At 59.4% G+C, this 22,732-nt stretch carries 23 protein-coding genes and 1 pseudogene; 6 read left to right on the top strand and 18 right to left on the bottom strand.

The features are described from left to right. Positions 1-3 precede the first annotated feature (3 nt). The 3 genes from ACIQYU_RS19850 to ACIQYU_RS19860 are packed head-to-tail and all read left to right on the top strand — an operon-like array spanning position 4 to position 2,491. The gene (locus ACIQYU_RS19850) at positions 4-954 is read left to right on the top strand and encodes an alpha-E domain-containing protein (RefSeq protein WP_063913495.1); all 951 of its coding nucleotides are present in this window, start codon (positions 4-6) and stop codon (positions 952-954) included. Next, positions 951-1,730 (top strand): transglutaminase family protein, encoded by a 780-nt coding sequence (locus tag ACIQYU_RS19855; RefSeq protein WP_063913496.1) that lies wholly within the window; start codon positions 951-953, stop codon positions 1,728-1,730. The genes ACIQYU_RS19850 and ACIQYU_RS19855 overlap by 4 nt, the downstream gene beginning before the upstream one ends. A 41-nt stretch (positions 1,731-1,771) precedes the next feature. Then, entirely contained in the window at positions 1,772-2,491 is a 720-nt protein-coding gene (locus tag ACIQYU_RS19860) for a proteasome-type protease (protein ID WP_207830172.1), read from the top strand. A 53-nt stretch (positions 2,492-2,544) separates the two neighbouring features. On the opposite strand, the gene aroE is transcribed toward ACIQYU_RS19860, so the two are convergent. From aroE to ACIQYU_RS19885, 5 genes are read right to left on the bottom strand one after another with little or no spacing between them, the layout of a single operon-like run. Beyond that, entirely contained in the window at positions 2,545-3,363 is an 819-nt protein-coding gene (aroE, locus tag ACIQYU_RS19865) for a shikimate dehydrogenase (protein WP_063913498.1), read from the bottom strand. Then, complete coding sequence (locus ACIQYU_RS19870; RefSeq protein ID WP_063913499.1) at positions 3,360-4,592, bottom strand: CaiB/BaiF CoA-transferase family protein; 1,233 nt, start codon at positions 4,590-4,592, stop codon at positions 3,360-3,362. The genes aroE and ACIQYU_RS19870 overlap by 4 nt, the downstream gene beginning before the upstream one ends. Beyond that, complete coding sequence (locus ACIQYU_RS19875; protein ID WP_063913500.1) at positions 4,589-5,044, bottom strand: MaoC family dehydratase; 456 nt, start codon at positions 5,042-5,044, stop codon at positions 4,589-4,591. Before ACIQYU_RS19875 ends, ACIQYU_RS19870 begins: the two co-directional genes overlap by 4 nt. After that, the gene (locus ACIQYU_RS19880) at positions 5,041-5,439 is read right to left on the bottom strand and encodes a VOC family protein (RefSeq protein WP_085622481.1); all 399 of its coding nucleotides are present in this window, start codon (positions 5,437-5,439) and stop codon (positions 5,041-5,043) included. Before ACIQYU_RS19880 ends, ACIQYU_RS19875 begins: the two co-directional genes overlap by 4 nt. Then, on the bottom strand, positions 5,436-6,383 hold the full coding sequence (locus ACIQYU_RS19885) for a ketopantoate reductase family protein (RefSeq protein WP_233687465.1): 948 nt from the start codon (positions 6,381-6,383) through the stop codon (positions 5,436-5,438). The genes ACIQYU_RS19880 and ACIQYU_RS19885 overlap by 4 nt, the downstream gene beginning before the upstream one ends. 93 nt (positions 6,384-6,476) lie before the next feature. Between ACIQYU_RS19885 and ACIQYU_RS19890 the strand changes: the two genes are divergently transcribed. Continuing rightward, complete coding sequence (locus ACIQYU_RS19890) at positions 6,477-7,388, top strand: LysR family transcriptional regulator (protein WP_233687466.1); 912 nt, start codon at positions 6,477-6,479, stop codon at positions 7,386-7,388. Between the two features lie 54 nt (positions 7,389-7,442). On the opposite strand, the pseudogene ACIQYU_RS19895 reads toward ACIQYU_RS19890, so the two are convergent. Continuing rightward, positions 7,443-7,774, bottom strand: a pseudogene (locus ACIQYU_RS19895) (aldehyde dehydrogenase); the annotation flags it as partial. Between the two features lie 188 nt (positions 7,775-7,962). On the opposite strand from ACIQYU_RS19895, the gene ACIQYU_RS19900 reads away from it, so the two are divergent. Then, positions 7,963-9,003: an alpha/beta fold hydrolase gene (locus ACIQYU_RS19900; protein WP_233687467.1), complete on the top strand. Its 1,041-nt coding sequence runs from the start codon at positions 7,963-7,965 to the stop codon at positions 9,001-9,003. A gap of 233 nt (positions 9,004-9,236) precedes the next feature. Here ACIQYU_RS19900 and ACIQYU_RS19905 read toward each other — a convergent pair whose 3' ends face one another. Next, a complete protein-coding gene (locus tag ACIQYU_RS19905) occupies positions 9,237-9,776 on the bottom strand; it encodes a DUF6196 family protein (RefSeq protein WP_233687468.1) in 540 nt (179 codons plus the stop codon). 47 nt (positions 9,777-9,823) lie between these two features. On the opposite strand from ACIQYU_RS19905, the gene ACIQYU_RS19910 reads away from it, so the two are divergent. After that, positions 9,824-10,732 carry a LysR family transcriptional regulator gene (locus tag ACIQYU_RS19910; RefSeq protein ID WP_207830185.1) on the top strand — a complete coding sequence of 303 codons (909 nt, stop codon included), beginning with the start codon at positions 9,824-9,826 and terminating at the stop codon, positions 10,730-10,732. Between the two features lie 195 nt (positions 10,733-10,927). Here ACIQYU_RS19910 and ACIQYU_RS19915 read toward each other — a convergent pair whose 3' ends face one another. From ACIQYU_RS19915 to ACIQYU_RS19965, 11 genes are all read right to left on the bottom strand, one after another. Then, positions 10,928-13,336 (bottom strand): TonB-dependent siderophore receptor, encoded by a 2,409-nt coding sequence (locus ACIQYU_RS19915; protein ID WP_333956643.1) that lies wholly within the window; start codon positions 13,334-13,336, stop codon positions 10,928-10,930. A gap of 81 nt (positions 13,337-13,417) precedes the next feature. After that, a complete protein-coding gene (locus ACIQYU_RS19920) occupies positions 13,418-14,416 on the bottom strand; it encodes a FecR domain-containing protein (RefSeq protein WP_207830191.1) in 999 nt (332 codons plus the stop codon). Continuing rightward, positions 14,413-14,919, bottom strand: a complete 507-nt coding sequence (locus ACIQYU_RS19925) for a sigma-70 family RNA polymerase sigma factor (protein ID WP_207830195.1) — start codon at positions 14,917-14,919, stop codon at positions 14,413-14,415. Before ACIQYU_RS19925 ends, ACIQYU_RS19920 begins: the two co-directional genes overlap by 4 nt. 214 nt (positions 14,920-15,133) lie before the next feature. Then, positions 15,134-15,436, bottom strand: coding sequence for a putative quinol monooxygenase (locus tag ACIQYU_RS19930; protein ID WP_207830198.1), 303 nt, complete (start codon positions 15,434-15,436; stop codon positions 15,134-15,136). A gap of 227 nt (positions 15,437-15,663) precedes the next feature. Beyond that, positions 15,664-16,764: a low temperature requirement protein A gene (locus ACIQYU_RS19935; protein WP_207830201.1), complete on the bottom strand. Its 1,101-nt coding sequence runs from the start codon at positions 16,762-16,764 to the stop codon at positions 15,664-15,666. 208 nt (positions 16,765-16,972) lie between these two features. Then, positions 16,973-17,278, bottom strand: a complete 306-nt coding sequence (locus tag ACIQYU_RS19940; protein WP_243434084.1) for a redoxin domain-containing protein — start codon at positions 17,276-17,278, stop codon at positions 16,973-16,975. Positions 17,279-17,670: 392 nt separating this feature from the next. Then, complete coding sequence (locus ACIQYU_RS19945) at positions 17,671-18,162, bottom strand: GNAT family N-acetyltransferase (protein ID WP_063913507.1); 492 nt, start codon at positions 18,160-18,162, stop codon at positions 17,671-17,673. A 109-nt stretch (positions 18,163-18,271) separates the two neighbouring features. Next, positions 18,272-19,795, bottom strand: coding sequence for a histidine ammonia-lyase (gene hutH, locus ACIQYU_RS19950; protein WP_063913508.1), 1,524 nt, complete (start codon positions 19,793-19,795; stop codon positions 18,272-18,274). A 12-nt stretch (positions 19,796-19,807) separates the two neighbouring features. Further along, positions 19,808-20,641 (bottom strand): glycine betaine/L-proline ABC transporter ATP-binding protein, encoded by an 834-nt coding sequence (locus ACIQYU_RS19955; protein ID WP_233694228.1) that lies wholly within the window; start codon positions 20,639-20,641, stop codon positions 19,808-19,810. Beyond that, on the bottom strand, positions 20,638-21,489 hold the full coding sequence (locus tag ACIQYU_RS19960) for a proline/glycine betaine ABC transporter permease (RefSeq protein ID WP_207830213.1): 852 nt from the start codon (positions 21,487-21,489) through the stop codon (positions 20,638-20,640). Before ACIQYU_RS19960 ends, ACIQYU_RS19955 begins: the two co-directional genes overlap by 4 nt. Positions 21,490-21,564: 75 nt before the next feature. After that, positions 21,565-22,533, bottom strand: coding sequence for an ABC transporter substrate-binding protein (locus ACIQYU_RS19965; protein WP_207830216.1), 969 nt, complete (start codon positions 22,531-22,533; stop codon positions 21,565-21,567). Positions 22,534-22,732: the final 199 nt, after the last annotated feature.

A 22,732-nucleotide genomic window follows, 5' to 3' on the forward strand; every position in this document is an offset into this window, starting at 1 on the left:
ACCATGCTTTCGAGAACTGCTTCCGACCTGTACTGGATGTCGCGCTACCTGGAGCGTGCGGAGAACCTTGCGCGCATGCTCGAGGTCAGCTATTCGCTATCACTGATGCCCCAGGCCGGGCGCAGTGACGGCCATGCCGAGCTGGCCATGTCGCTGCTGGCATCCGGAACGCTGGACGACTACCGCCGCCGGCACACCGAACTCGACACCGAGCGCATGCTGCACTTCTTCGCCCTCGACGCGACCAACCCCAGCAGCATCTATTGCTGCCTGCAGGCGGCCAGGACCAATGCCCACGCAGTGCGTGGCCGCATCACCGCCGACATGTGGGAGAACATCAACGCTACCTGGATCGAGATGCGCAACATTGCCAGCAATGGCCTTGGCCGTTACGGCATCAGCCAGTTCTGCGACTGGGTCAAGGAACGCTCGCATCTGTTCCGCGGTGCAACCTCAGGCACCATCATGCGCAACGACGCATACAGTTTCATCCGCCTGGGGACCTTCCTGGAGCGAGCCGACAACACCCTGCGCCTGCTCGATGCACGCTATGAAATGTTCGGCGAGGCCTCTGAAGAGGTCAGCGATGACTCTGCCCGCGGCTACTACCAATGGAGCGCCTTGCTGCGCGCGTTAACCTCCTACGAAGCCTTCAACGAACTCTATCGCGCCGCGCCCAGTGCACGGCCGGTATCGGAGCTGCTATTGCTGCGGGTCGACGTGCCCCGCTCGCTGCATGCCTGTATCGAGGAACTGGACCAGATCCTTGCCTGCCTGCCGGGCAGCACCGGGCGCGCCGCCCAGCGCATGGCCGCCGAACTCAACGCTCGTCTGCGCTACACCGCGATCGACGAAATCCTCGAAGCGGGGTTGCACCCGTGGCTGAGCGACTTCATCGGACGCATCAACCAACTGGGCCAGGCGGTCCATCACTCCTATCTGGAGGTCGTATGAAACTGTCCATTCGCCACGACACTACGTACAGCTACGCAAGCGATGTCTGCAACAGCATCCAGTTCCTGCGCCTGACACCCCGCAGCAGCGAGCGCCAGCGCATCAATGAATGGCAACTGGACCTGCCCTGCAAGGTCAACGGCCAGATCGACCCGTATGGCAACATCCTGCATGTACTGACCCTGGACAAACCCCACGGTCACCTGGCGCTGACCGCCAGCGGCCAGGTGGAGATCGACCCGGAGCGCGAGCAGGAGGCCGGCGAACATTCTCCCCTGCCATTCCTGCGCGGCAGCCACCTGACCCAGGCCGATGACGCACTCAAGGCCTTCGCCAAGCGACACTGTGGCGAACACCGCGACCGGGCGGCGCTGGTCGGGCTGATGCAAGCCCTGGCCGAGCACATGCCATACAGTCCCGGGGCCACGTCGGTGGGCACCACCGCCATCGAAGCGTTCGGCGGCGCTGCCGGGGTCTGCCAGGACCACACCCATGCATTCCTCGCCTGCGCACGTAGCCTGGGTATTCCGGCACGCTACGTCTCCGGTTACCTGTGCACCGAAGACGAGCAGCATCTGGCCAGCCATGCCTGGGCCGAAGCCTGGGTCGATGACGCCTGGTACAGCTTCGACATCACCAATCGCCTTACCCGGCCAGAGCGTCACCTGAAGCTGGCAGTGGGCCTGGACTACCTCGATGCCTGTCCGGTCAGGGGCGTGCGCCGCGGAGGTGGCGCCGAATCGATGCAGGCCAGCGTGCACGTGCATCGCCAGTGACAGGCGCTGCACCCGTTCATAAAGAAAACAAGGGAAACAGCATGACCTATTGTGTCGCCATGCACCTGGCGGACGGGCTTGTCTTCATCAGCGACTCACGCACCAATGCGGGCATCGACCAGATCGCCAGCTTTGCCAAGTTGTTCGTGTTCGGCGTGCCGGGGGAACGCCTGATCGTGCTGCAGACCGCTGGCAACCTGGCGACCTCGCAATCGGTGGTGAACCTGCTGCAGCAACGCACCCGGGGCCCCGGCCCCAACCTGCTGAACGTTGCCACGCTCTACGATGCGACGGTACTGGTTGCCGACACCCTGCGCGAAGTGGTCGGCCGTGATCGCAGCAAGCTGTCGGCCGGAATCGACCTGAGCAGTTCGTTCATCGTCGGCGGCCAGATTGCCGGCGGCGCCATGGGCATCTACAACGTCTATGCGCAGGGCAATTTCTTCCAGGCCACGCCAGACACCCCGTTCCTGCAACTGGGCGAAAGCAAGTATGGGCGGCCGATTCTGGACCGTAACCTCGGCTACCAGATGCCTCTCGATGAAGCGTTGCGCTGTGGCCTGATCTCGTTCGACTCGACCATTCGCAGCAACCTGTCGGTGGGTATGCCGTTGGACCTGTTGGTATATCACAAGGACAGCCTGGAAACACCGAAACGCCAGCGTATCGCCAGCGACGATGCCTATTACGAGCAGATACGCAGGCAGTGGAGCGACGGGCTCAAAAGACTGTTGGCCGAATTGCCACCGCCGCCGTACTGATTGGCAGGGCCACTGTGGGAGCGGGCATGCCCGTTCCCACAGTGGTCTTGGTCCTACTCCAGCGGAATAGTCAGGCGATCAATGACGGTGCGGGTTTCTGGCCGCACCCCACGCCACCAGGCGAACGCCTCCGCCGCCTGCTCGACCAGCATGCCGACACCATCGGCCAGTCGCGCCACACCCTGCGCCTGGGCCATGCGCAGGAACGGCGTCAGGCCTTTGCCATACGCCAGCTCGTAAGCCAGCCGCGTCTCGCCCAGCACACCCTCAGGCAGCGGCGGCAGCTCACCGGTGAGGCTCGCGGAAGTGGCGTTGACCACGATGTCGAAGGACTGTCCTTCCAGTTCCTCATAACGGCTGATGCGCAGCCTTGGGTGATCCAGCTCGTTGCGCAGTGTGAGCGCCTTGGCCATGTCGCGGTTGGCGAGCACCAGTTCGCTCGGCCCCGCCTGCAGGAACGGCAGCAACGCACCACGCACCGCGCCACCGGCGCCGAGCAACAGTACCCGTCGATTGCCCAGCGGTTCACCGAGGTTTTCCTCGATATCCCGCAACAAGCCAATGCCGTCGAAGTTCTCGGCAACGATACGGCCATCCTCGAACTTCAGTGCATTGGCCGCCCGCGCCAGCTGGGCGGCCTCGCTGCGCTGGTCGGCCAGCTCGAAGGCACGCAACTTGAACGGCGCGGTGATGTTCATGCCCAACCCGCCATCATCGCGAAACTGCAGTACCTGGGCCTCGAAGCCCTCGAGTTCGCCCTCGATGGCGCCGTACTCCAGGCACTGGCCAGTGGCCTGGGCGAACAGGCCATGAATCAACGGGGACTTGGTGTGGTTGATCGGTCGGCCGATCACTGCATAGCGGTCGCTCATCGGGCATCTCCGTGGGTGAACAGCACACCGTCAGCTTGCATGGCGGTGATTTCTTCAGGGCTGAAGCCAAGCCCGGCGGCTACTTCGGCATTGTGCTGGCCGAGGTCCGGGGCCACCTGGTGGATCGTGGTGTCGCAGTCGGAAAAGCGGAACGGCAGGTTGGGCAGGCGCAAGGTACCGTAGCGCGGGTGCTGCTGCTCGATGACCATGTTGCGCGCCTGGATCTGCGGGTCAGCCACGACCTCGTCGATGCGCTGCACCTTGGCGCTGGGAATGTCGATGCCATCGAGCAATTGCAGGATATCGGCTACCCGCCGTGCGCCGACCCAGTCACGCACCACGGCCAGGATCGCCTGGCGATGGGCGTTGCGGCCATTGAGGCTGTGGTAGCGGCTGTCGCTGCCGAAGCCGGGCGGGCCACCGTTGGCCTCGAGCATCGCGGCAAAGCGCTTCCAGGCGTCGTCGACCTGGGCGGCGATCACCAGGTCGCCATCGGCGGCGCGAAACACGCCGTACAGGGTGGAGGTCGGCATGTCATGGCCGGTCTGCTCAGGCAGGACGGTGCCGTCGGACAAGGTGTAGCACTGCACCGCGTATTCATGCATCGACACCAGCGTGTCGTACAGGGCCATGTCGATGTGCTGGCCACGACCACTGCTCACCCGGCCCAGTAGCGCCGCATTGATCGCCGCCACGGCATGGATGCCGGTGTACATGTCGCCCAGGGAAATGCGCAGCAACGGCGGCGCTTCGCCCGGCACGCCGACCATCTGCATGATCCCGCTCTTGGCCTCGGCAATCAGCCCGAAACCGGCGCGGTGGGCATCCGGCCCGGTGTGGCCGTACGCGGAGATGGAGCAGTACACCAGTCGCGGGTTGCGCGCCGACAGCTCGGCATAGCCCAGGCCCAGTTTGTCCAGGGCGCCGGGGCGATAGTTTTCGATGAACACATCGGCCGAGTCGGTCAGGCGTTGCATGAACGCTTTGCCACGCGGGTCCTTCATGTTCACGCTGACGCCCTGCTTGCCCATGTTCAGCTGCAGGAAGTAACCGCTCTGCTGCTCATCCAGGGTGAATGCATGCTGGCGGCCGGCATCGCCGCTGCCCGGCCGTTCGACCTTGATCACCTCGGCGCCCAGTGCTGCCAGGCAGCGGCCCACATAGGGCCCGGCCAGGAAGTGGCTGTAATCGATGACGCGGATACCCGCCAATGGCAATGCCTGGCTCATGCCTGCACTCTCCTGGGCACCATCAGCCGGTGCTCGCCACGCTGCACGACTTCGCCGTGCTGGTTGATCAGTTCCGACGGCAAGACCACGATGCCCCAGCCCGGTCGGCTGTTGCTCGGGCGCATCGCCCCCACGCGCATGCGCACGTGCAGCACATCGTTGACCTTGATCGGCAGCACGAAGTCCCAGGTCCAGCCCAGCGACATGCCCGGCACAAAGCGGTATTCGCACTGGGTCTTCAGGCCGTCGGCGATCGACAGCCCGAACAGGCCATGGGCAACCAGGCAGCCGAAGTGACTCGCGTTGGCGTACGCCTCGTCGACATGCACCGGGGTGTGGTCACCGGTGAGGTCGGCATAGGCCAGAATGCGTTCGCGGGTCACGGTGTAGGTGGGGCTGATGCATTCATCGCCTTCGCGGGCATCGTCCCAGTATTTTTCCACCACGCTCATGCCTTCACCTCCGCACGCGGGTCGATGGCCAATGCCTGGGCGACACACTTCGCCGGCAATGCCTGAATGAACTCCACCGCCAGGCCGTCCGGCAGGCGCAGCCAGTTGCGGCCCTGGGGCATTTCGCTGACGCCGAAACGCTGTGCAGCGGCCAGGGCAGCTTCAAGGTCCTCGCACATGATGCCCAGGTGCGCCATGCGCCCTTCCGGGCCGGCAAAGTCCGGCTGGTGGATGAACTGCAGGCCACCGAGGGTCCAGTACTGCGCCGGCTGCTCGACGTCACCCTGTATCTCGCGCATGGTCATGCCGCACACCTCGCTGAAAAAGCGGATGTGCCACTGGATGTCCCGCACCCAGAACGCAACGTGTTCCAGGTAGGCTTTCGGCTGACTCATGGATGACTCCCCTTCTGCTGATCGGCCATTGCGCGTTCGATACCCTTGATGCAGGCCACCAGGGTCGCGTTGACCGGCGTCGCCACGCCGTGGCGCTGGCCCCAGCGCACGACGGAGCCGTTGATGAAATCGATCTCGGTGACCGAGCCCTTCTCCAGGCTCTGTAGCATCGAGGTACGGAAGCTTGCCGGCAGGCCTTCGGCGGCCAGCCGCCAGGCAGCATCCGGGCTGGTGAGGCTCAGGCGGATGCCTGCTTGCCCGGCGACGGCGATGGCTTCAGCCACCGCTGCCTTGGCGGTGCTTTCCAGCAGCGGCTCGCTGTAGAGCTGGCCATAACCGAGCCTGGTGATAGCGCTGAGCGCGCCCGTCGCGACGTTGACCAGCAGCTTGTCCCACATGGTGCCAAGGATGTTGTCGCTGACCGTGGTCGCGAGCCCGGCGCTGTTGAAGACCTCGGCAATGGCCTGCACACGGGGCGTCAGCTTGCCGTCGAGTTCGCCGATGAAGGTCTGCTTGCCTGCTACACCGGCCCGGATCGAACCCGGCGCCAGCAATACGCCGCCGACGTAGGTCTTGCCGGCCAGCACCCGCTCACGCCCCACCACTTCGGCCAGGATGTCTTCATGGCCAAGGCCATTCTGCAGTGACAGCACCAGCGTCTGCGGCCCGATCAGCGCCCCGGCACCGTCAATCGCCTCGCGGGTGTGGAACGATTTGACCAGCACCACCACCAGGTCGGCCACACCCACGTCTTCGGCGTCGCAGGCCGCATTGACCCGCACCTGCCGCTCGCCGCGTTCGTCCTGCACCCGCAGCCCGTGCAGGTTCATCGCCTCGACATGTGCGCGGCCACGGTTCAACAGCCAGGTTTCATGCCCCGCCTCGCTCAAGGCCGCGCCTATGGCGCAACCCAGGGCGCCGGCACCCAGAATGCAGATTTTCACGTCGCAGACCTCCTGTTGTTTGCGACTACCTTATGCAGCGAGGCTTATTTCGGCTATACAATGGGCTTAATATGCCTATTGAGATTCGCAATAATGAGCGCGCTCGACGCCTTGCCTGACCCCAAGCTGCTGCAGCTGTTCGATGTGCTGTACCAGTGCCGCAGCGTGACCCGTAGCGCTGAACAGCTCGGCCAGAGCCAACCTACTGTGAGCATCTGGCTGGGGCGCTTGCGTGAAGAGTTGAACGACCCGCTGTTCGTACGCACGCCAGGGGGCATGGCCCCTACCCCGCGCGCAGACCAGTTGATCGGGCCATGCCGCGAGGTGCTGGAGTCGCTGCGGCGCCTGACTGCCTGGGAGCCGCAATTCGTTCCGGCCACGGCGCAACGGCGCTTTCGCCTGTGCGTCAGTGATGCCAGCCATATCACCCTGCTGCCCAGCATCCTCAACCACCTGCGTACCCACGCGCCCGGTATTCGCCTGGAGGCGGCGCGCATCGATGGCAATACCGAAAGTGCGCTGGAGTCGGGCGAGGCGGACCTGGCCATCGGCTTTGTGCCTTGGCTGGGCGCGGGGATGTATCAACAGGTGTTGTTCGAGCAGGACTGGGTCTGCCTGAGCAACCCACAACACCCTCGTTTGGGTAAAGGCATGAGCGTGGCGCATTACCAGGGCGAGGGGCATGTACAGATCAGTGCCGGGACCGGGCAGAAGCTGCTGGAGGCTGGCCTGGCGCGGGCCGGCATCGAACGCAGGATCATACTGGAGCTGCCAGCGTTTCTGGGCTTGGGGATGATCGTCGGGTCGACCGACCTGGTGGCGACGCTGCCACGGCACATCGGACAGACCCTTGCCGACATGCATGGTTTGCAGGTGCACGATTGCCCGTTTCCAGTGGAGGGCTTCACGGTCAAGCAGCACTGGCACGCACGGTACCAGCAGGACAGCGGGAATCGCTGGATGAGGGAGGTGGTTCGGGCATTGTTTCAGACAGGGGGTGGTTAGAAGACGAACGCGTCCCTCGCCAAGCTTCCTTCCCTGGAGGCATCGGTATACGGATCAAGCAGCAGGCTTGAGCACCACCTTCGTCCAGCCATCATCCCGCGCATCAAAGTGCTTGTAGGCGTCGGGCCCTTCAGCAAGCGTCAAACGATGGGAAATGATCCGGGAAGGCGTGGTGCGCCCGTGATGAATGAGCTGCGCCAGGCGGCGGTTGCAGGCTTCAGGTTCGCCTGGCCCGTGCGGATGGATTGGCCCTTGAACCAGAACGCACCGAAATCGAAGGCCATCTTGCCCTGCTTCGCCAGGTCGTTCTTCGCCCCCGGATCGTCTGGCACGAACACACCCACGGCGTCGATGCCACCGGTGGCCTTGGTTGAGGCAACCAGGGACGCGGAGGCCGCTTTCGACCCATTGCTGCCGCTCGTGGAGGACAGCTATCGGCCAAAAGCGGTCGTTCAGTGCCTGTGAAATCAAAAGCGATTCAAAATGACTGCGCGCGCGGGCGCGATGGCTGATATGTTTTCCGCACATCAGGTCGCACCCAACCGACGCTGGCCTCATCAAGGAAGATAAGCCAATGAAAACAGTATTCGGCTTCTTGCTCTATGTCTGCCTGAACATATCCGCATTCGCAGGCTACAAAACCATCGGCTTCCAGGTCTCGACGTTGCCGGGCGCGCAAAATGGCCGCCCGCTGGAGCTGGCAGTCTGGTACCCGAGCACAACCACCGCTACACCACAATTGATCGCTGAGACCCAGGTATTCGCCGGTGCCCTCGCCGTCCGCGATGCACACCCGGCCACAGGTGCGCTTCCATTGGTGGTACTTTCCCACGGTTTTCGCGGCAACTGGGGGAACCAGTCATGGTTAGCCAGTGCACTGGCTCACCAGGGCTACATCGTGGCGGCAGTCAACCACCCTGGCACCACCACCCACGATCGCCGCACTGAAGCCGCAGCACAGTTGTGGCAGCGCCCCATCGACTTGCAACGGGCCATCGATGCAGTCATGGCCCAGCCGGATCAGTTTGGACGGGTAGCCAAGCGTCAGATCGCAGTGGCTGGCCATTCACTGGGTGGCTGGACCGCGCTGGAAATCGCGGGTGCCCGTTTCGATCCCAAGCGTTTCGTCCAGGACTGCATCACTCATCCCAAGCTATCCAGTTGCAGCGTTTACAAGCAGATCAATCCCGATAGCGCACCGGCTTCGAAAGCTCGACTGGGCAGCGATCTGCGCGACAAACGTGTCACTGCCATTGTTACCCTGGATCTGGGCCTTTCACGCGGCCTGACCGATGAAAGCCTGATGGCGTTGCCAGTACCGACTCTGGTGATCGCGGCGGGCGCAGCGTCTGAAGATCTCCCTGCACAGCTGGAATCCGCCGCCCTGGCCAAGCGTTTGCCTCCGGCGACGACTCGTTATGTCGAGATCGAGGACGCCAGCCACTTCAGCTTCCTGTCCATGTGCAAACCTGGCGCCACGGCATTGCTTGAAGAAGATGCACCTGGCGATGGCATCATTTGCCAGGACGGCGTTAACGCACGACCGCGCGCGCTGATACAGGCGCAGATTGCCTCGCTGATTACCGAGTTTCTGGAACAATCCTTTCGCCACTGACAAGCGCTGACTCCGTTGATGGTAGGAATGTCAGATGAATATCTCGAATGGGTTGCTAAAGAGTAAGCAGCCAGCGTACACACCTTGCACGGATCAATCAGGCATCCACAGATGCGCAAGCAGTTGCTAGATATCTCTGGCTCACTGCGTCAGCACATCATTCAGATACGCGCATGGCTGATGACCATTCAGCCGCGCAGAAGCCGAGATCTGGGGACACTCGAACGTATCCGCTACAGGGAAACTGCCACCTCCCCGTCCGCTTGGCCATCCACCAAAGCCTGGATCTCTGCGAAAATATCTGAAGCCAGGCTGGCCGGGACGCCCCAATAATCAAAGATCCCGCCCTCATCTCGATTCTGGCCACAGGTCACAAAAACGCCGGTCCCAAACTTCTGCTTCAGGCGCATTGCCAACCAGCCAACGAAACCGCTGTTGTCGGAGCCTTGCGGAAAATGGAATCGGAAGACGCCGAACAGCTCTTGCTCGACGTCGGCACAGGGGACCAGTTGACTCCACACCTGGTCATCTCGTACGAGCGCCAGTGCATCAGGGCGAGCGGCATCAGGAAACGATGACAACGGAAACTCGAGAAAGGCGTAGGTGCCGGGGAAGAGCCTCAAATGGGCTTGGGTAATGACGTGCAACAATCGACGCTCCGTATCCTGGACTGTTTCATGGGAAATGTTCACCATTTCAGACTCTCCGTTCAGTAAAGCGCGCAGCGCTTCTTTTTTATTGACCGAGGCGATACTAAGCACGAAGATCTTCAAGATAAATGCTCAAAAATCAATAACATTAACAACCAAAGATTGTAGATATGGATAAGCTAAAAAGCATGGCGGCGTTCGTAGCAGCAGCCGAGTCAGACTCCTTCTCGGCAGCAGCTGCCGTGTTAGGCGTGACGCCGCAGCTGATTGCCAAACAGGTCAGCAATCTGGAATCTGAGCTAGGTCTTAAATTGATCACCCGCACCACGCGCCGACAAAGCCTGACCGCCGTGGGCAGGGACTATTACTTGCGCTGCAAGGCTATCCTGAGCGACGTTGAAGACGCCGATCAGCTGGCGCTGTCAGCAAACTCGACTCCGCGCGGAAAAATCCGTATCAGCGCCCCCTATAATTATGGTTCTCATCGACTCATCCCGTTCCTGACCCAATACCTAACGCGTTACCCAGAAACGGAAATCGAGTTGGAGTTGACTGACAGGTTCGTGAATGTCGTAGAAGAGGGATTCGAAGTCGTGTTTCGGCTTGGCAAACCCCAACTGGCCGACAGCGCGGCATTGGTTCAGCGCGGCTTGAGACCTTTCAGGATGTTTGCTTGCGCATCTCCCGCTTATCTGTCACGAAAAGGGACCCCACTCCATCCCGAACAACTCGTGGACCATGATTGTCTCGGCTATCTGTTCTCCGATCGAATGACGGACAAACTCTGGCGATTCACCAAAAACATGCAGACGTTCACGGTCCCCATTGCAAGTCGACTGAAAGTCAATAACACCCAGGCCAAGGTGAACGCCGCATTGTCGGATTTCGGCATCACGCTGTGTGTCGAGGATGTACTGATGCCCTATGTGCAACGGGGGGAGCTGGTCGTACTCTTCGAGGAATTCGAAGGACCCACGTATCCCGTCAATCTGATCTACCCCCTCGACCGTCGCCCCTCCGCAAAGCTCAGGCACTTCATAGACGAAGTTGTTGCTGCATTGGGTTCGCCGCAGGCTTAGCAGGTTCCGGCCCTGGGTGAATGGCAGCTAATCGCCCCTCTGTCTGGCTCGAACCGCCGGGAAACCACGAGTCGAGCGCCACAGGCGCACTCTCCCGAGCCATCGATTCCCAGTAGTGCCGATTGCCGTTGGATTTGCGGGCGTCGATACTGGATTGAAACCGATGGCTCCGGTTCAGCACGAAGCGCGCGAACGTCAGAAGTTGTACTTGAAACCCGTCATGATGTTTCTTGGAGCACCGTACATACCGTGGTCGCCGGCATAGCTGAGGTATTCACGGTCGAACACGTTGTTCAGATTGACTGACGCACTCAGATGCTTGTTGAAGTCGTAGCGAGCCAGGAGGTTGGTGACGGCATAGCTACCCTGAGTGAAGGTGTGCAGGTCGGCACCGGTTTTGCTCTGCCAGTTCACACCGCCGCCAAGGGTGAGCTTGTCCAGAATCCCCGGCAGGCGATAGCTGGTGAAGGTCTTGAGACTGTGGCGAGGCAGGGTGGTAACGATACGCTGGTCGTCAGCGTCGGTGCTGACTGCATAGGCATAACCGGCAGATGCCTGCCAGCCTTCGGCCAGCTCTCCGTCCAGGGTGAATTCAGCGCCTTTGGTAGTGGTTCCCTGCTCCGACTTATACGTGTTACCGCCTGGGGTATCGATCCAGATCGCCAGGTTGTCCTGCTCGATCTTGAACAGCGCGACGCTGGAGTTCAGCTTGCCGTCGAAGTGGCTTCCCTTGACGCCAACTTCATACCCGGTGCCCTCCATCGGATCCAGTGGTTTGTTGTCGATGTCGCGAACCCAGGACGACTGTGGGTTGAAGATTTTCGTATAACTGGCATACAGCGACCACGTATCGTTGACGTCATACACCACGCCAGCATACGGGATGTAGACGCCGGTTTCCGCCTCCTTGGTCTTGGTTTGCTCGGCGTTGTAGGGTTTATCCTCGATGTCACGATGCCAATCGATCACGCGGCTACCCAGCAAGACACTGAGATCGTCGGTGGCGTGCAGGCGCGTGGCGAGATAAGCGGCGTATTGGGTTTCGTCGGCAGTGGATTTGCCAGTGACGTCGAATTCCGGTTTGGCCGAGCCGCCGTTCCAGTTCAACAGGTTATCGATCGCGCCAGCCGGAGAGCCGGAATAGTCGTATTTCCAGCCGCCGTAGCTTGGCACGTCCTCGTAGTAGTTGGACAAGGTCACGCCGGCGATCAATTCGTGCTCGCGGCCCAACAGACCGAACGGGCCGGTCAGGTAGGCATCGATGTTGTTCTGGCGCGGGATGCCGGAGAAGCGCACTGGCAACTGAGTGGTGCCGCTTCCGTCCGGGTTGAGGCTGCCGTTGACGTAGTTGAAGACTTCATCAAACTTGTTTTCGGAGTGGGTCAGCTCGATCTTTCCGCTCCAGCCATTGGCGAACTGCTGTTCGATCGAGGTAAAAAAGCTGGTTTGCTCATGGTCGTTGTAAGACCACGTTTGAGCCGAATTGAGCGAGCGTTTTAGGTTGGTGCGAGACCCGTCGGTGAAGCGGGACGGCAGGCCGGAGCGCATGGGCGAGTCAACGTCTGTGCGTTGATAACTGAAGCCCATTGTCAGCAGAGTGTCTTCAGTCAGGTCGAACTCGGTAATGCCGTAGATCAGCTGCGAGTCCTGCTTGTAGCGGTCTACCCATGACTGCTCTGTCTTGAAGTCGGCGACCAGACGACCGCGTACGTTGCCGGTTTCGGTCAGCGGGCCAGATACATCAAAGCCAGTTCCGTAGCGGTCCCAGTTACCAGCTTCTGCGGTGACGCTGGCCTGAGCCTCGGAGGTCGGACGCTTGCGGATCAGGTTGATCGTCGCTGAAGGGCTGCCCAGGCCGCTGATCAGGCCGGTAGCACCGCGCACCACCTCCACCCGGTCATACATGGCCATGCTCTGGGTGTAATTGTCCATGCGCTTGACGGTAGGCACACCATCGATTTCAAAGTTCTGAACCTCGAAGCCGCGCGAGAAGTAACCATCGGATTCGGCACCCAGCCCGTCGCGCAACACGATGATGCCCGGTGTGGCATCGAGGGTATCGCTTAGATTGGTCAGGCGCTGGTCATCCAGGCGCTGGCGGGTCATGACGGTCAGCGACTGCGGGGTCTCTTTGGGGGTCAGGTTCAGACGGGTGGAACTGCTGGATGAGTAGGTGGTGTAAAGCCCGGTACCTTCTGTAGTAGACCCGGGCGCTTTGCCCGAAATTGAAATGCTTTGAAGCTCCAGCGCGGTAGAAGCCGGCGCTCGCTGGAGGGTGTATCGCCCATCCGGCTGGCGCACCGCTATGAGCTGGCTGCCCTCAAGCAGCGCCTGTAGCGCACCGTCGACCGTGTAATCACCCTTCAAGCCAGGGCTGTTTTGTCCGGCAATCAATTCATTGGGAAACGACAACAACAAATGGGCTTGCTGGCCCAGGTGATTGAGCGCAGTGCCCAGTGGCGCCGCAGGGATTTCATAGTGTTGCACGCTGCTATCGGCGGCTGCCCACACTGGCGATGAACTGGCAATCAGAACCGCCGCGGCGCAACCCAGGGTGCTGGCGAGCGGGGTTGCGTAGCACGACGAAATACTGCGGTGATGCATGTGAAGTTCCCCGATGTCTTTTGATGTATGGCCTATAAGTCTCGCCAGAAATCAAAACGGCTCATCGAAGACGAAAATAGTTCAAACGGTTGCCGGCAAGGCGCGCAAGTTGACCCATAGGCGAGTGAAACGCTGGACATCCAGTTTCAGCGTCTGGGCAACGGCATCGATGATTCGATCGCTGTCTGCCAGCGGGTAGGATCCCCATACACGCAGGTTGGCCAATGCGGGGTCGCACCCGAGATGCCCATGACGATACCGACCCAGTTCATCCAGGAAAGCCTGGAGCGGTTGGCCGTTGGCGACGATCATGCCTTCTGCCCAGGCCGGAGCGTTTGCTTGCAGTGCATCCTGATCGAGCAGGCCGAGCGCCCCGAAACGAGCCAGTTGCCCGGCCTGCAAGGAAGTCCACGTGCTCGCTTTTGCCGGGCTTACCTGAAGTGAGCCACGATAGACCGCCAACTGAGTCGAGCCATTGTCAAATTGGCGTACCGTGAAGCGCGCCGAGGTCGCCTGTGCGCGAATCTGAGTGGCTTCGATGGAGAGTGCCTGGTTCAAAACCGTGTCGACCAGGATCTCGCCGCTGAGTAATCGAAGGTGCCAGCGATGATCTGTATGACGAACATTTATCGCGCTGCGGGTATTGAGATCAAACGACAGATTGGCGTTCAGCGCGACGCGTCGCTGCTCTCCAACACCCGTGACGTAATCGGCGCTCAAGCGCGAAACCACTTCGCTGCCTCCGGCCAACCATGCACCCGCGCTTGTGGTCAGCAGCAAGGCCAGGCCCTTGATGGCCCGTCGTCTGCTCAACCCTTCCTGAGAAGAAAGCAACAGGGCCTGTCGGGCAAGGTTTGGATCGCCCTGGGTACGCAATGAGTCTAGCTGCGCAGCCAGGGCCAAGGCCCTTTCCCAGGCCAGCTCATGCAAGGGGTGTTCACTACGCCATGCCATGAAGGCGGCCTGTGCGGGTGAATCAAAATTAGCTTCCTGCATATCGAGCCACCATGCCATCGCCTCCTCACACATTTTCGGTGATGGCGCGGGTTCTCGGGTAAAGGCGTTTTCGGTGATCGTCATTCCAGCGCTTCCGTCACCAGCATGCACTGCGCACCTGCCTTGATGATGTGGCGTTTGACGGTAGCGATTGAAATACCCAGCCGCTCGGCAATTTCCCCATGGCTGAGCCCATCCAGTTGCGACCAGAGGAATGCCTTTTTGACGGCGATATCCAACTTACAGAGTGCTTCGTCGAGTCGAACCAGCGTCTCGAAAATAATCAATTGGGTCGCCAGATCCGGCAGCACGTTTTCGTCTTCCGTCTGGATCGCATCCAGATAGGCTTTTTCCAGGCGTGTGCGGCGGTAGTGGTTTGACAGGACACTGCGTGCCACCTTCGCCAGAAACGGTCGAGGCTGCCGGACTTCCAACGCCTCTTTGCTGAGCAACAGGCGCATGAAGGTGTCCTGCATCAAATCAGCGGCGCGGTGTGAGCAGCTCAATTGCCGATACAGCCAGCGACGCAGCCAGCGGTGTTGCTGTTCGTAAAGAGCCGTGAGCTGAGCACTGTCGACGGATGCCATGAGTTGCCACTGAATAGACGCAAATGAGACTTAGTATCATATGCAACTATTGGGCTGTCGACAAGGACGCAGAATGTCTGCTTAGGGTCGAAAGCTTTCGGCCTTGGTTGGCCGCTTTCGACCCATTGCTGCCTCCCGAGAAGCGGGTAACGGCTGGCAACTTAGCCTTCACGTGGCGGCAGGAACGTTGATCGGAATGTCTTGTTGGGCTTCCTTAGCCGGGTAGCTTGGCAGCAAGGACATCAACTTTCTCGATTGACGGCGGTTTGGTAAACAGCTCGGCAGCCTTTGCCATAAGCGCCGCTGCGACCTTTCCCGAAAGATGCGCTTGTCGCCCAGCTTCATCCGGGAAGGCGTCAAAGATGCCAAAGGTGGAAGGCCCCAAGCGGATTGCGAACCAAGCGGTGGTGGCAGGCTCCTCCTCCACTATTGGAAGGCCGCCCATGAGAAAGCTCTCTACATCCTTCTCTTTCCCGGGTTTTGCTTCCAGACGAACGAACAACGCTACGTTGACCATGACGTGGCTCCTGTTGTTACGGTGCGGCTGGCGCTATCAGGTCGCGATAGCCACAAGGGGCATCCGACTCTTAACTATGGTCGATGATGGCAGGATTACAAACCCCAAAAGACCAAGGGTAGCGGCGGGTGGCGCACGGGTAGTGAGAATGACGTAGTGGGCGGCGTGTAAGCCGCAAGCCAGCCGCTTGATCACTTTGTCCCAATCTGCGGTCTAATAGTAGTGATTCAACGATATCTGAAATTTAGGAAAACATAAGAGATCATGGTTGCTGTCAGGCCGACCAATATGTACTCGACGCGGGGTAGGAATATGACCAATACACCCAAAGAAAACACGATCAAGGTGTTTTGCAGTATGTATTTCCTTATTCTACTTACGGCTATGAAATAGCCATACTGCTTGCCTAGGAAAAACAAGGCCATGCCGATGAGCGACATAATCTGGAAATCGCGCATCGCAATGTCATTCAGGATCGCATGCCTGATCAAATTAGCCAGGAGTGCAAGCCCCATAAAAAGAAAAAGGTGCGAGTAGATCAAGGAGTGCCCGCTCATTCTGATTTGATTTTTGCTCAGCAGGTAAAAGCTATCAAAGTAGATCCACCATATACTGCAAATCATGATAAATCCGGTGATTGCCGCCATCACATTATAGCGATCCCATTGAATGTCAGATAAGCCTCCAGAAAGGCTAAACACTGACTCACCCAATAAAATGAGCGTGAGCAAGCCTATCCGTTCAATCAAGTGTTCTGTATGTGCCGGCAATGGTTTTAGTTTAGTCCAGAAAAAAACAGGAAGCAAAATATCAAGAATGATTCCAATATAAGCAACAAAGTAACGCGCGGGCGGACTAAAAAGAACTGATGAAAGACTAACAACTGCGCTAACTAACAGGGCGAAGCCAAGCCTAGAGGAGAGTTCGCCACGAGAATCGAGCTTGCTTATGGACGAAATGTACATGATGCTGATAATGGCACGTATACCAAAATAGCAGGCAATAATAAGCGGGTAGTTAACTTCCAGGTCTTCTCCGATCCGTGCAGATAGCACAATGAGCAGCAGCATTATGAATAATGTTGCCAAACGGTGAAGTTTGCTGTCTGTATCAAACCTATTGGAGTAAATCGTGTGACTGGACCAGACCCACCACAGTGGTATAAAAAGCAGCAAAAAAGTCCATAATTGCCCATGCTCAAAGTGGCCTTGATGAACATGTCCGAGAGTATGCGTAACCTGGCCAATTGTAACAACAAAAGTCAGGTCAAAAAACAACTCCAACCATGTGGCGCGTCGATTTTTTTCATAATATTTCAAAGACTTCATTAGCTGCCGGCTCCGTGTACACCTCTTTAATGAAGAAGGCAGCTGACGCTGGCTTTCCCTCGGCTCTGGGGTGGGTGATACCAAGCCGATGTCGCTCTCTACCGATTTCGTCCACGCACCAAGAAAAGTTCAATCATCTGAATCATCTCGTTGAACTCTGGAACCCCGTCATAGCGAACCGCATCAATGTAGAATGTTGGGGTGCCGTTCACGCCGCTTCGTACCCCGCCATTGAAGGCGGCTTGAATTTTGGGGATGTAAGTATCCTCTCGGCGTATTCTCTGAATGTGGGTAGCAACTGGTTGTACAATGTCAGTTGGTCACCGCACACCGAAGTCCAGTCAGCGGGATAAAACGCCAGTACCACGGGATTTCCCTTGAGTTCACGCAGCGACAACTGTTGATCAGGAGTTGCGTAAAGGGTGAAGTTGGGCGCGACAGTGCCGGCCGGCAGCGGCCCCTGAACCAGATCGCCATTCGTTTCTTTTGCATCATCAAATTCTGAAGTTTTCATTGCTTGAACCTTGATAGATGGGTGGTTGGGGCGTGCTCAGTGGGATACGACGTGCCCGGCGGGATAACTCCATCCACCATCAAGGGGTTTACAAAAGACAACGGTGCCTCGATCTCAGCCTGAGCCTGAGTGATTTCGGCAACGAAACGTTCACGTTCCGCATCACGGAACACATGGAGGTCCGCCGTGTAATCGCGGAATTGGATTTAGGCCAGTTTGGCTGGGAAAGGGTCGGATTAGCTCTGGCTCACCAATAACTATAGTCGTTGGTGAGGCTTACCGTTGTCGCTGAGCGAATTTTCGGTATCCTCCAGTGCCAACAATGCCACTGAGCGCTTCTGGCCGTTAGCTGTCCTCAACGAAGGGCAGCTATGGGTCGAAAGCGGCCACTCTCAAGTAATGGATTTGGCCATTTCCGAGGTGCCAGTCCAACCGGTCTGCTCGTAGACCGGTTTGCCCGTCCTGGTGGCGTGCAGGACAGCGAAGGTGATTCCTCGGCGGGCGAACTCGGCATCAGCTGCTTGCATCAAGGCCGAAGCCAGGCCTCGGCGGCGGTAGGCCGGCTGGACGAACACATTCAACACATAACCACGCTTGTCCTGGGTTGGGTGCGATGGATGTGGCGGCCAATCAATGCTCATCAGGCCAATGGCTGCGACCGGTTGGTCGCCATCCAGGAGTTTGAACCCGTAATACCGACCGTCACCGAGCCGCTCCTCCAGCCAAGGGCGAAAGTGCTGAGTCATGACCTGTAGCTCTGCAGGGTCCCCGCCCGCCTCAAGAAACATTTCCTGGCGGTGCGAGCAGATCATTTCTGCGTCGGATGGCCCCACAGGCCGGCACTCCAGACCGGAAAATCCTAAACATCCTTGTAATTCGCTCATCGTCTACCCAGTGTCATAGCATCGATTCACAAGGAGGCAGCCTAGGGCATCTTCGGGCTCAGAACAACTTGCTTCGTCATGGATCGAGGTCGCGAGCCGCCTACATCTGTCAAAGCAGCTCGGGGAATGCAACACCAAGCAAACCGGGGTCCTTCAGAATCGATGCGCTGCTGGCGATATCCGGGGCCAGCCAACGGTCCTGGGCGTAGGCCGGAACCCGTTCGCGCAGCAACCGCCAGGCAACGTTGGTACCTGCACCAAAGCGCTGCTCCTTGAGGAACTCGAAGGCCTGGGCCGCCAACAAGTATTCGATGGCGAGGATCTGCGTACAGTTCTCCAGGGCGCGGTGCAGCTTCAACCCGGCATTGGTGCCCATGCTCAGGTGATCTTCCTGCAGGCCGGAGGTGACGTAGTTGTCGACGACTGCCGGTTGTGCCAGCTGACGGTTTTCTGCACACAGTGAAGCGGCCACGTACTGGACAATCATCATGCCCGAATTCACCCCCGGTTGACTGACCAGGAAGGCCGGTAAACCGCTGACCAACGGGTTGATCAGGCGATCGAGACGACGCTCGGCAATCGCCCCGATCTCCGCTACCGCGATTGCCAGCAAGTCGGCCGCCATGGCCACGGACTGCCCGTGCGGATTCGCCTGGGAAACCACCCGATACGACTCGGGGGTACCCAGTAACATCGGGTTGTCGGTCGTGGAGTTGAGTTCGGTTTCGATCTGCCGCGCAGCGTGTTCCAATTGATCGCGCGCAGCACCGTGAACCTGCGGGATCGAGCGAATGCTCAAGGCGTCCTGGGTGCGAATGCCTTGGCTGCTGGCAATGATTTCGCTGCCGTCGAGCAGGCGACGCAGGTTACTGCCCACGCGCTGCATGCCGGGGTGCGGTTTCATCGCGATGATTTCAGGGTCGAAGGCATCGAGCTGGCCGCGCAGGGCCTCGAAGCTCATGGCGCTGATAACGTCGGCCCATTGGCTCAACCGGGTGGCGTCGTCCAAGGACAGACAGCTCAGGCCAGTCATGCACGGGGTACCGTTGACCAGGCAAAGACCATCCTTTGCACCCAGTTTGATCGGCGCCAGGCCGACCTCGGCCAAGGCCTGCTGCGCCGGCATGATCTGGCCGCGAAAGCTGACCTGGCCTACGCCCAGCAAGCTGATGCTGATATGTGCCATGTGGGTCAGATACCCCACCGACCCCTGTTTCGGAACCTGCGGGGTGACATGCTGGTTGAGCAAGGTCAGCAGCGCCTCGACCACCTTGCGCTGAAGGCCTGAACGGCCCTGGCAGAAATTGATGATCGCCGCGCACATGATCGCCCGGGTCTGTTCGTCCGACAGCGCCGTACCCACGCCACAGGCATGGCTGAGCAAGGTGTTGTGCGACAGCTGGCTGAGTTGTTCGTCCTGCAACGAGACATTGCACAAGGCGCCAAGCCCGGTGTTGACGCCATAGGCGCGGTCACCGCTGGAAACGATGCGCTGGACAATCGCCTGGGCGTTCTCGATCCGCGCCCAGGCCGATGGGGCCAGCTCAAGCTTCGCGCCATGCCGGGCCACAGCCACCACGTCCTGCCAACGAACTGGCGCCTCGGCGATGATGATTTTTTCGGCAAACGACATACACGCGGTTCCTTAAAGCGAAGCTACGCGACGCTGCACGAAACGATCGACGTATTCGTCCGCAGGCTGGTAGAGGATTTCTTTCGGCGTGCCGACCTGGACCAGGCGACCGTCCTTGAGAATGGCAATCCGGTTGCCGATACGCACCGCTTCGTCCAGATCATGAGTGATAAAGACGATGGTCTTGTGCAGGGTTTTTTGCAGTTCCAGCAACTGGTCCTGCATTTCGGCGCGAATCAGCGGGTCGAGCGCACTGAAGGCTTCGTCCATCAGGATGATGTCGGTGTCGGCAGCCAGAGCACGGGCCAGGCCGACGCGCTGACGCATGCCGCCCGACAACTGGTGCGGGTACGATTTTTCGTAACCCTTGAGGCCCACGGTGTTGATCCAGTGCAGGGCTCGCTCCGCGCATATGGCCTTGCTCTCGCCCCGGACTTTCAGGCCGTAAGCGACGTTGTCCAGCACGGTGCGGTGCGGCAACAGGCCAAAGCTCTGGAACACCATGCTGATCTTGTGCCGGCGGAATTCGCGCAGGGCGTCCATGTCGTATTGCAGAATGTCCTCGCCATCGACCAGGATCTCGCCGCTGGTCGGGTCGATCAGGCGGTTGAAGTGGCGCACCAGGGTCGACTTGCCAGAGCCCGACAGCCCCATGATCACGAAGATCTCACCACTGCCGATGGACAACGAGAGATCGTTGACCCCGACCACGCAGCCGGTTTCGGCCAGGACCTGATCCTTGGCTTTATTCTGGCGGATCAGTTTCAGGGCATCTTCGGCGCGAGCACCGAAGATCTTGAAGACATGCTTGACTTCGATCTTGTTCATCGTCTGCGTAACGCTCATTTGCCCACCCCATGCCGTGGTCGGCCATAGGCCTGGGTAATGCGGTCGATCACAACCGCCAGAATCACAATGGCCAGGCCCGCTTCGAGGCCGCGGCCCACATTCAGGGTCTGGATGCCGACCAGGACGTCCTCACCCAGGCCACGGGCACCGATCATCGACGCGATGACTACCATCGACAGGGCCATCATGGTGGTCTGGTTGATACCGGCCATGATGCTCGGCAACGCCAGTGGCAGCTGCACGCCGAACAGTTGTTGCATGCGATTGGCACCGAACGCGTTGATCGCTTCCATGACCTCGCCATCCACCTGGCGAATGCCCAGGTCGGTCAGGCGAATCAGCGGCGGGGCGGCATAGATGACGGTGGCGAAGATCGCCGGCACCTTGCCCAGGCCGAACAGCATCAGAACCGGAATCAGGTACACGAAGCTGGGCATGGTTTGCATGATGTCGAGCAGCGGCATCAACACCGCCCGCAGGCGATCGCTGCGTGCCGAAAGGACACCCAGCGGAATGCCGACCAGGACCGATATCAGTGTTGCTACCAGCATCAGCGCCAGGGTCTGCATCAGCTTGTCCCAGAGACCGACCGCACCAACCAGGAAGAGCAAGCCGACGATCACGGCAGTGGTCACGACTTTACGAGTGGCATGCCAGGCAATACCGGCGACGATCGCCAGCATCAGCCACCAGGGCATCGCGCGCAGCAGGCCTTCGAGGTTGACGATGGCCCACAGCAGGGTGTCGGAGATGTGCCGGAACACGTCACCGTAGTTGGTTACCAGCGCATCGACCCAGCCATTGACCCAGTCGGCAATGGAAAACGTGAAGTTCTTGGGAAACATGGGATTCTCTCGAGCAAGTGTATGAAGCGGACTGTCATGCGCCTTGTCCGGCAGGAGCCGGACGAGTTCACACGCTCAGAGTGCCGCGTCCACCTTTTTGGCTGCGTCTTCGCTGACCCAGCCATGCCAGACCTCGGGGTGCTCCTTGAGGAACAACCTGGCCAGTTCCGGCGACTCGATACGATCTTTGCTCATGCGCGCCAGGTTCTGATTCAGCAGATCGATCGGCAGATTGACCTTTTCCAGCACCGCCACCAGTTCCGGCGCCTGCTCGTGGAAGGCCTTCGACAGGCCCACCTTGATGGTCAGGGTTTTATCCACGCCTGGCTTCTCGTCCAGCTTGACCAGGTCAACCATGCCCATCAGCGGTGTCGGCGACCAGTAGTAGAACAGGATCGGCTCGCCACGCTTGTAGCTCGACAACACGGCGGCATCCAGTGCCGGGCCGGTGCCCGGGCGGAAGTTGGTGTAGCTGCTTTCCAGGCCATAGCGCTTGAGCATCTCGCTGTTGTCCAGCTCGCAGGTCCAGCCGGCCGGGCAATTGTAGAAGCGCCCCTTGTCCGGCTCTTCCGGGTCCTTGAATACCTGGGCGTATTGCCCAAGATCGGCGATGGTCTTGAGGTTCGGAGCCTTGGCTTCGAGTTTGCGCCCGGCATCGCCTTCGATCACATAGCGCGGCACATACCAGCCTTCTACCGCGCCAACGACCGGCGCGCCGACGCCAACCACCTTGCCGGCAGCCGCTGCCTTGTTCCAGACCTCGCTGCGCCCCACCCACTCTTCGGCAAATACCTGAATATCATTGCTACTCAGGGCGTTTTCCATGGAGATGGAGTTACCCGGCAAGCTATCGGTATCACAGCCATAACCGTTTTTCAGCACGAACTGCATCACATCCGTGAGCAGCATCCCGCTTTCCCAATTCAAACCGGCGAATTTCACCGGTTTGCCAGACTCGCACCAACCGGCCGCCTGGCTGGCGCCAGCGGCCGCCAGCAGCCCGAAAGATAGTGTCGTGGTCAGCAGAGCCTTTGTAATTTTCATTGTGACGCTCCCAAACAAGAACATGGATTGCAGTAGTCGAGGGCATCCGGCCCAAAGAGGGTCGCCAAACTTGCTGATGAGCCTTGCAATCGGCATCGGCGTGGCCCCTGTGATCGGTGGCCACTGCGCAGTAGAAATATTTCACAACCTTAAAAAAGGATAAAATAATATGTCCTGATGTATCACAACGGAAAAAACT

The sequence above is a fragment of the Pseudomonas sp. NPDC096925 genome (assembly GCF_044762545.1).
In the GTDB taxonomy this organism is placed as follows: Bacteria; Pseudomonadota; Gammaproteobacteria; order Pseudomonadales; family Pseudomonadaceae; genus Aquipseudomonas.

What these genes read in the sequence shown, in the direction of transcription:
- ACIQYU_RS19850 (WP_063913495.1), top strand. Translation starts at nt 4, where the DNA reads ATGCTTTCGAGAACTGCTTCCGACCTGTACTGGATGTCGCGCTACCTG.
- ACIQYU_RS19855 (WP_063913496.1), top strand. Translation starts at nt 951, where the DNA reads ATGAAACTGTCCATTCGCCACGACACTACGTACAGCTACGCAAGCGAT.
- ACIQYU_RS19860 (WP_207830172.1), top strand. Translation starts at nt 1,772, where the DNA reads ATGACCTATTGTGTCGCCATGCACCTGGCGGACGGGCTTGTCTTCATC.
- aroE (WP_063913498.1), bottom strand. Translation starts at nt 3,363, where the DNA reads ATGAGCGACCGCTATGCAGTGATCGGCCGACCGATCAACCACACCAAG.
- ACIQYU_RS19870 (WP_063913499.1), bottom strand. Translation starts at nt 4,592, where the DNA reads ATGAGCCAGGCATTGCCATTGGCGGGTATCCGCGTCATCGATTACAGC.
- ACIQYU_RS19875 (WP_063913500.1), bottom strand. Translation starts at nt 5,044, where the DNA reads ATGAGCGTGGTGGAAAAATACTGGGACGATGCCCGCGAAGGCGATGAA.
- ACIQYU_RS19880 (WP_085622481.1), bottom strand. Translation starts at nt 5,439, where the DNA reads ATGAGTCAGCCGAAAGCCTACCTGGAACACGTTGCGTTCTGGGTGCGG.
- ACIQYU_RS19890 (WP_233687466.1), top strand. Translation starts at nt 6,477, where the DNA reads ATGAGCGCGCTCGACGCCTTGCCTGACCCCAAGCTGCTGCAGCTGTTC.
- ACIQYU_RS19900 (WP_233687467.1), top strand. Translation starts at nt 7,963, where the DNA reads ATGAAAACAGTATTCGGCTTCTTGCTCTATGTCTGCCTGAACATATCC.
- ACIQYU_RS19910 (WP_207830185.1), top strand. Translation starts at nt 9,824, where the DNA reads ATGGATAAGCTAAAAAGCATGGCGGCGTTCGTAGCAGCAGCCGAGTCA.
- ACIQYU_RS19915 (WP_333956643.1), bottom strand. Translation starts at nt 13,336, where the DNA reads ATGCATCACCGCAGTATTTCGTCGTGCTACGCAACCCCGCTCGCCAGC.
- ACIQYU_RS19920 (WP_207830191.1), bottom strand. Translation starts at nt 14,416, where the DNA reads ATGACGATCACCGAAAACGCCTTTACCCGAGAACCCGCGCCATCACCG.
- ACIQYU_RS19925 (WP_207830195.1), bottom strand. Translation starts at nt 14,919, where the DNA reads ATGGCATCCGTCGACAGTGCTCAGCTCACGGCTCTTTACGAACAGCAA.
- ACIQYU_RS19930 (WP_207830198.1), bottom strand. Translation starts at nt 15,436, where the DNA reads ATGGTCAACGTAGCGTTGTTCGTTCGTCTGGAAGCAAAACCCGGGAAA.
- ACIQYU_RS19935 (WP_207830201.1), bottom strand. Translation starts at nt 16,764, where the DNA reads ATGAAGTCTTTGAAATATTATGAAAAAAATCGACGCGCCACATGGTTG.
- ACIQYU_RS19940 (WP_243434084.1), bottom strand. Translation starts at nt 17,278, where the DNA reads ATGAAAACTTCAGAATTTGATGATGCAAAAGAAACGAATGGCGATCTG.
- ACIQYU_RS19945 (WP_063913507.1), bottom strand. Translation starts at nt 18,162, where the DNA reads ATGAGCGAATTACAAGGATGTTTAGGATTTTCCGGTCTGGAGTGCCGG.
- hutH (WP_063913508.1), bottom strand. Translation starts at nt 19,795, where the DNA reads ATGTCGTTTGCCGAAAAAATCATCATCGCCGAGGCGCCAGTTCGTTGG.
- ACIQYU_RS19955 (WP_233694228.1), bottom strand. Translation starts at nt 20,641, where the DNA reads ATGAGCGTTACGCAGACGATGAACAAGATCGAAGTCAAGCATGTCTTC.
- ACIQYU_RS19960 (WP_207830213.1), bottom strand. Translation starts at nt 21,489, where the DNA reads ATGTTTCCCAAGAACTTCACGTTTTCCATTGCCGACTGGGTCAATGGC.
- ACIQYU_RS19965 (WP_207830216.1), bottom strand. Translation starts at nt 22,533, where the DNA reads ATGAAAATTACAAAGGCTCTGCTGACCACGACACTATCTTTCGGGCTG.